This is a genomic window from Acidimicrobiales bacterium (genome assembly GCA_036273495.1).
Classification (GTDB): domain Bacteria; phylum Actinomycetota; class Acidimicrobiia; order Acidimicrobiales; family JAJPHE01; genus DASSEU01.
The window spans coordinates 1-5608 of the sequence record DASUHN010000427.1; the positions used below are offsets into that span (position 1 = coordinate 1).

Below are 5608 nucleotides of genomic sequence, written 5' to 3' on the forward strand. Positions count from 1 at the left end.
GGTAATGGCGCTTCTGCTCTTCGCTTCCGAAGGCAAGAATGCTCGCCGCGCCCTGGCCGGCAGCTATCGAGTTGGTCAACCGTCCACTGGGCGGGGCACCGGCTGCCGCCAGACGCTCGTCCACTCGGGCCTGGGCCCCGACGGGTTGCCCCAAGCCCCCGTAGCCGAGCGGGAACCACACGTAGGCGAGGCCGGCGTCGAACTGGGCCCGGAGAAAGGTGACCGGGTCCGTCGAGCCGGGCGGGTGGTCGGCGAGCAGCTGCGTCACCGCCGCCTCGACCAGAGCCGGGTCGTCGCGCTCCTCCGTCGCCGGGGTCATGGCTCAGCTGCTGAGCAGCAGGCAGGCGGCTATCGGCCCCCCGCCGGCCGCCACCACCGCCACCTCGGAGCCGTCCACCTGCCGCGGTCCGGCCTGACCGCGGAGCTGCAGGCAGGCCTCGTGCAGGACCCAGTAGCCGTGCATCCGGCCGGCGGACAGCTGCCCGCCGTACGTGTTGAGGGGGAGCCGTCCCGTCAGCGAGATCTGGCCGGGATCGGCCACGAAGGGCCCGCTCTCCCCGTCGTCACAGAACCCGAGGGCCTCGAGCCAGGCCAGGGTGATGAAGGTGAAGCCGTCGTAGAGCTCGGCCAGGTTGACGTCGGCGGGCTTGAGGTCGGTGCGCCCCCACATCTCGGCGGCGGCGTCGACCGACGCCATCTTGGGGTAGTCGGGGCGCTGGTCCCACCCCCCGACGGCGGTTCCCGTCGCGCCGCCCATAGCCTGGACCTGTACGGGATTGGGGCAGTCCGGCGCGTAGCCGGCCCCGGACACCACCACCGCCACCGATCCGTCCACGGGAACGTCGCAGTCCAGCAGCCCGAACGGATCGGAGATGGGCCGGGCCGACAGATAGTCGTCCAGGGTGATCGGGTCGCGGTAGGCGGCAAGCGGGTTGAGCCCGGCGTTGCGGCGACTGTTGACGGCCAGCGCCCCCAACTGCTCCTTGGTCGTGCCGTAGAGGTGCATATGGCGCTGGCAGTGCATGGCCAACCAGTTGGCGGCGGAGTAGGCGTGGTAGGTGAGCAGCGGGCTCATGTCCCCCATGGCCTTCATCATCCCGACATCGCTGGCCACCGGGGAGTCGGTCGGCGGGCGGTCGGCCGGCAGCATCGAGCCGCCCATCATCTCGACGGTCCGGTAGATCAGGACGTGGCGGGCCCGGCCCTCGGCCACCGCCAGGCACGCCGACATCACCGGGGACAGGAGCCCTCCGGTGGTGACACCACCCCCCCACCACTGGGGCTCGATCTTCAGGGCCTCGGCGGCGCGGGTCGCGGCGGTGTCCCCCATCGTGTCGATGCCGTCGATGTCCTTGGGCTCGAGGCCGGCATCGGCAATGGCGGCCAGCGACGACTCCACCGTCATGTCCAGCCCGGGGATCCCCAGGCGCCGCCCGACCCGGGAGATGCCGATGCCGGACACGATCGCCCGCCGCTCAGGAACCTCGACCATCCGACCAACGTAGCGGCGGCCAGCGGACTGCTACCGAGCGGCGGGGCCGTTTACCGGTCTTCGTCCTGCTCCTCGTCCCCGCCGGCCTCCTCGTGCTCGTCCTCCCCCTCGTCCTCGGGGACCCCGTAGAGATGACCGGTCATGCAGACGAGAGCCGAGATGGTGTCGGCGTAGTCGAAGCGCTCCCCGTTGTAGGTGAGGGGTCTCCCCGTGGAGGGTCAGGCCGGCCTCGGCGGCAACGACATACAGGTCGGCCCCCCGGGCTCCCCCGGGACCTCGCCCGGGGGGATCTCTTTCCCGTCGGGGTTCCAGACCCGGACCGCTCCGTCGGCGGCCATGGCCAGACGGAAGCCGCCCTCGTGGATCAGGCGGTGATGGGCCGAGCAGATCGCCGCCAGGTTGGAGGCCCGGGTGGGCCCGCCCTGGGACACGAACTGGACGTGGTGGAGGTGCAGGAACGCCCGGCGCTCACATCCCGGGAACCGACAGCCCCGGTCCCGGGCCAGCACCGCCCGGCGGATGGTGTCGGGGATCTGGCGGGTGGCGCCTTCGGGCTCCACCGCCCCGCCGGGGCGGAACGCCACCCGGGACAGGACCCCGTCGCAGGCCAGGCGGGCGGCGGTGTGGGCGGCGATGGCCCCGATGCCGTCTATGTGGCCACAGCCCTCCCGGCTCGGATCCTGGAGGACCGCCTCGTCCACGTGGACCATGACCCGCACCGCCGGCGGGCCCGGGTCCGCCGCCATTCCCTGGGAGGCGATCTGGGCGCACAGCGCCACCAGAGCGTCGGCCCGGGTGTGCTCCCAGTCGTCCCTCGGGCCCTCGCCGGGCTGGCCCGACGGCGCCGGTGCGGTCGGGGGAGTCATTCCGGCGGGGTCCGGGGCGGGCGCGGGCGTTTCCGCGGAAACGTCGTCGGCCTCGGCGGGGACATCGGGGAGACGCCGGGTGTGGTCCGGGCCCGGTGGGCGTCGGTGGCCAGGGCCCGCCGGGCCGTCTCCACCGCCACCAGGACCACGGCGGTGTCCTCGGGGCTGAGCCGGGCCGAGATGCGGACCATGCCCTCGTCGTCGGTGGTGGAACGGAAGTAGCGCCCCTGGCGTCTCCTGAGAGCGTCCCGGCCCTCGGCCGGGTCGGCGCGGCGGTAGTAGGAACCGTGCGCTCCAGCTGGGAGGCGGTCATCTGGCGGGCCAGCTCCAGAAGGGGGGCTTCCAGCACCGGGTTGGCCACCCGGGAGATGGCGCGGACCTTGGAGTAGGGGAGGGCGGTGTGCAGGTCCGGCTCGTCAGGCTCCTGGCGGCTGTCGGCGGTCCCGACTACCGGATCACCTATCCGAATGGGGACCGGGCGGCGTGTGTGGGGAGCGTGTTCGAGGCCGAGGTGGAATCAGGTACGCCCCGGCCCGACGGCGATGAGACGACTGAAGTCGGATGGTTCCGTCCCGACGTGTTGGCCAGCGTCGATCTCAACGCGCTCAACCGTCACCTGTTGGCTGAGGTCGTGCCCCTCCTCGTCCAGTAGGGCCGGAAGCAAGCAAAGTTGCCGCCGTGGCGTCAGCTGCCCGGGAGGATCACGACCTTGCCGACGGCGCCCCGGTCCGCCACCAGCTCGAGGGCGGCCACCGCGTCGGTGAGGGGGTAGGTGGCCGAGACGTAGGGCCGCAACCGCCCGCTGGCCAGCAGGTCTTCGAGCTCGGCCCGATCGCGCTCCGCCTCGGCGGCGTGGTACGTCGCGAAGGTCCGGATGTCGAAGCCGACGATGGCCACGTCCTTGAGCAGGACCAGGTTGAGCGGGATCCGGGGGATCTCCCCGGAGGCGAACCCCACCGTCACGAACCGGCACCCGGGCCGGCCCGCCCGCAACGCCTGCTCCGAGTAGGCGCCGCCGACGGGGTCGATCACCACGTGCGGCCCGCCGTCCGTCAGCTCGCGGGCCCGGAGCTTGAGATCCTCCGAGCTGTAGTCGACGGTGGCTTCGGCGCCCCGCTCGGAGCACACCGTGAGCTTGGCGGGGCTGGAGGCGGCGGCCGCGACCCGCGCTCCCAGCAGGCGGGCCACCTCGACGGCGGCCAGGCCCACCCCGCCGGCGGCGCCGAGCACCAGCACCCACTCACCCGGGCGCACACCGGCCACGCTGCGGAGGGCGTGGTAGGCGGTGGCGTGGGCCACCCCGAACGCCGCCGCCGCCACAAAGTCGACGCCTTCGGGCACGGGGCTGAGCGACGCGGCGGACACGACGATCCGCTCGGCGAAGGCGCCGACCATCGACGAGCCCCGGACCACCTGCCCCGGCGCCAACGAGGTGGCGCCGTCGCGTACCTCGGCCACCCGCCCGGCGAACTCGCTGCCAGGCGTGAACGGGACGGGGACCGAGACCTGATAGCGGTTGGCGGCGATGAGCGTGTCCGGGTAGTTGACCCCGGCCGCCTCGATCTCGACGACCACCTGGCCCGGTCCGGGCCGGGGCTCGGGCAGATCCTCTATCACCAGCCCGGAGGGCGGGCCGTAGGCGTTGCAGCGCAGGGCCCTCATCGCGACCGTCCGACCCGGCTCAGCGGACGGTTCGGAAGAAGGCGCGGACGTCGTCTACGAAGAGGTCCGGGACCTCCATGGCGGCAAAGTGCCCGCCCCGGGGCATGTCCGCCCAGTGGGTGATGTTGTAGCGCCGCTCGGCCCAGGCCCGGGGGACCTTGGTGACCTCGCCCGGATAGTTGGCGACACCGGTGGGGACGGTGATCGGCGCCTGCGGAACGGCCGCCGCTCCCGCCCGGCGCATCTCGAAGTACAGGCGGGCCGACGAGGTGGCGGTGGCGGTGAACCAGTAGACGCTGACGTTGGTCAGCAGCTGGTCGCGGGTGAAGCTGCGCTCGACGTCTCCGTCGCAGTCGCTCCAGGCGCGGAACTTCTCGACGATCCAGGCCGCCAGCCCGACAGGTGAGTCCTCGAGCGCATACCCCACCGTCTGGGGCTTGGTGCCCTGGATGGCGGAGTACCCCGCCTCGTTCTGCTGCCAGGCGCGCATCGCCTCGATCCGGGCCTGCTCCTCGGGCGGGAGCGACGCCGTGCGCTGGCCCTCGGGCCGGGGGGCGCTGAGGAAGTTGAGGTGGAGCCCGGCCACGTGGTCGGGTTCGAGGTCGGCCACGTTGGCCACGACGATCGATCCCCAGTCCCCGCCCTGGACGCCGTAGCGCTCGTACCCGAGCGAGGCCATGAGGCGGCCGAAGGCGGCGGCCATGCGGCGGGGGTGCCACCCGGGCTCGAAGGTCGGGCCCGAGAAGGCATAGCCGGGCAGGGAGGGGGCCACCACGTGGAAGGCGTCGGTGGGGTCGGCGGGAGCGGTCAGCAGCGGGATGGCGTCGAGGAACTCGACAACCGAGCCGGGCCAGCCGTGGACGAGGAGCAGGGGCATGGCGCCGGGCGCCGTTGACCGTTGGTGCACGAAGTGGATGCGCTGGCCGTCGATGTCCGTAGTGAACTGGTCGAAGGAGTTGATGGCCGCCTCGCGGGACCGCCAGTCGAAGCCGTTCCCCCAGTAGGAGACCAGGTCCCGCAGGTACCCCCGATCGGTGCCGTAACCCCAACCGGCTCCGGAGACCTCGTTGGGCCACCGGGCGTGGGCGAGGCGCGCCCGTAGGTCAGCCAGGGCCTCGTCCGGGACGGCCACCCGGAAGGGCTCGGTCAATTCACTCTTCGACGGAGATGGCGTGCTCCGGGCAGTTCTGCACGCCGAGCTCGGCCTTGGCGCGCAGCTCGTCGGGCACCTCGTCGACGATCACCTTCCCGTGCCCGTAGTCGTCGGGCTCGAACACCTCGGGGGCCAGGCTGTAGCAGCGTCCGTGCCCCGTGCATGTGTCCGGGTCGATCCGAACCCTCACACCCGTCCTCCCTGGTCGGCTGGTCCCAGGCCGGGGACCGTACTATCCCGCCCCGTGCGCTACGGCTACCACCTCCCCCAGTTCGGCCGGGCCGCGGTCACGGGCGCAGTGGAGCGCGCCGCCCGCCTCGCCGAAGACCTGGGGTTCGACGACGTGTGGGTCAGCGACCACCTGGTGGTCCCGGCCGACCAGGCCTATCCGGCGCCGTACCTGTACGACCCGCTGGTGTGCCTGACGTACGCCGC

The 5608-nt window shown here is 72.5% G+C and carries 9 protein-coding genes; 2 read left to right on the forward strand and 7 right to left on the reverse strand.

Annotated elements, in window-relative coordinates:
* From VFW24_18555 to VFW24_18570, 4 genes are all read right to left on the reverse strand, one after another.
* Positions 1–319 (reverse strand): acyl-CoA dehydrogenase family protein (locus VFW24_18555; protein HEX5268773.1); only part of this gene is annotated, 319 nt, incomplete at its 3' end.
* Positions 320–322: 3 nt separating this feature from the next.
* Positions 323–1492, reverse strand: a complete 1170-nt coding sequence (locus VFW24_18560) for a thiolase family protein (protein HEX5268774.1) — start codon at positions 1490–1492, stop codon at positions 323–325.
* Between the two features lie 218 nt (positions 1493–1710).
* Positions 1711–2358, reverse strand: a complete 648-nt coding sequence (locus VFW24_18565; GenBank protein ID HEX5268775.1) for an HNH endonuclease signature motif containing protein — start codon at positions 2356–2358, stop codon at positions 1711–1713.
* On the reverse strand, positions 2355–2549 hold the full coding sequence (locus tag VFW24_18570) for a hypothetical protein (protein ID HEX5268776.1): 195 nt from the start codon (positions 2547–2549) through the stop codon (positions 2355–2357). The genes VFW24_18565 and VFW24_18570 overlap by 4 nt, the downstream gene beginning before the upstream one ends.
* Before the next feature lie 209 nt (positions 2550–2758).
* Here VFW24_18570 and VFW24_18575 point away from each other — a divergent pair, with 209 nt between their 5' ends.
* On the forward strand, positions 2759–3010 hold the full coding sequence (locus VFW24_18575) for a hypothetical protein (GenBank protein ID HEX5268777.1): 252 nt from the start codon (positions 2759–2761) through the stop codon (positions 3008–3010).
* Between the two features lie 32 nt (positions 3011–3042).
* Here the strand turns inward: VFW24_18575 and VFW24_18580 are convergent, their stop codons facing one another.
* Genes VFW24_18580 through VFW24_18590 form a run of 3 tightly spaced genes read right to left on the reverse strand, consistent with a single transcriptional unit; the run spans position 3043 to position 5363 of the window.
* On the reverse strand, positions 3043–4020 hold the full coding sequence (locus VFW24_18580; protein ID HEX5268778.1) for an NADPH:quinone oxidoreductase family protein: 978 nt from the start codon (positions 4018–4020) through the stop codon (positions 3043–3045).
* Positions 4021–4039: 19 nt separating this feature from the next.
* The gene (locus VFW24_18585) at positions 4040–5170 is read right to left on the reverse strand and encodes an epoxide hydrolase (GenBank protein ID HEX5268779.1); all 1131 of its coding nucleotides are present in this window, start codon (positions 5168–5170) and stop codon (positions 4040–4042) included.
* 1 nt (position 5171) lies between these two features.
* Positions 5172–5363, reverse strand: a complete 192-nt coding sequence (locus tag VFW24_18590) for a ferredoxin (GenBank protein HEX5268780.1) — start codon at positions 5361–5363, stop codon at positions 5172–5174.
* 54 nt (positions 5364–5417) lie between these two features.
* Here VFW24_18590 and VFW24_18595 point away from each other — a divergent pair.
* The coding region (locus tag VFW24_18595) for a hypothetical protein (protein ID HEX5268781.1) at positions 5418–5608 on the forward strand (191 nt) is incomplete at its 3' end.

What these genes read in the sequence shown, in the direction of transcription:
- VFW24_18565 (HEX5268775.1), bottom strand. Translation starts at nt 2,358, where the DNA reads ATGACTCCCCCGACCGCACCGGCGCCGTCGGGCCAGCCCGGCGAGGGC.
- VFW24_18580 (HEX5268778.1), bottom strand. Translation starts at nt 4,020, where the DNA reads ATGAGGGCCCTGCGCTGCAACGCCTACGGCCCGCCCTCCGGGCTGGTG.
- VFW24_18560 (HEX5268774.1), bottom strand. Translation starts at nt 1,492, where the DNA reads ATGGTCGAGGTTCCTGAGCGGCGGGCGATCGTGTCCGGCATCGGCATC.
- VFW24_18570 (HEX5268776.1), bottom strand. Translation starts at nt 2,549, where the DNA reads ATGGTCCGCATCTCGGCCCGGCTCAGCCCCGAGGACACCGCCGTGGTC.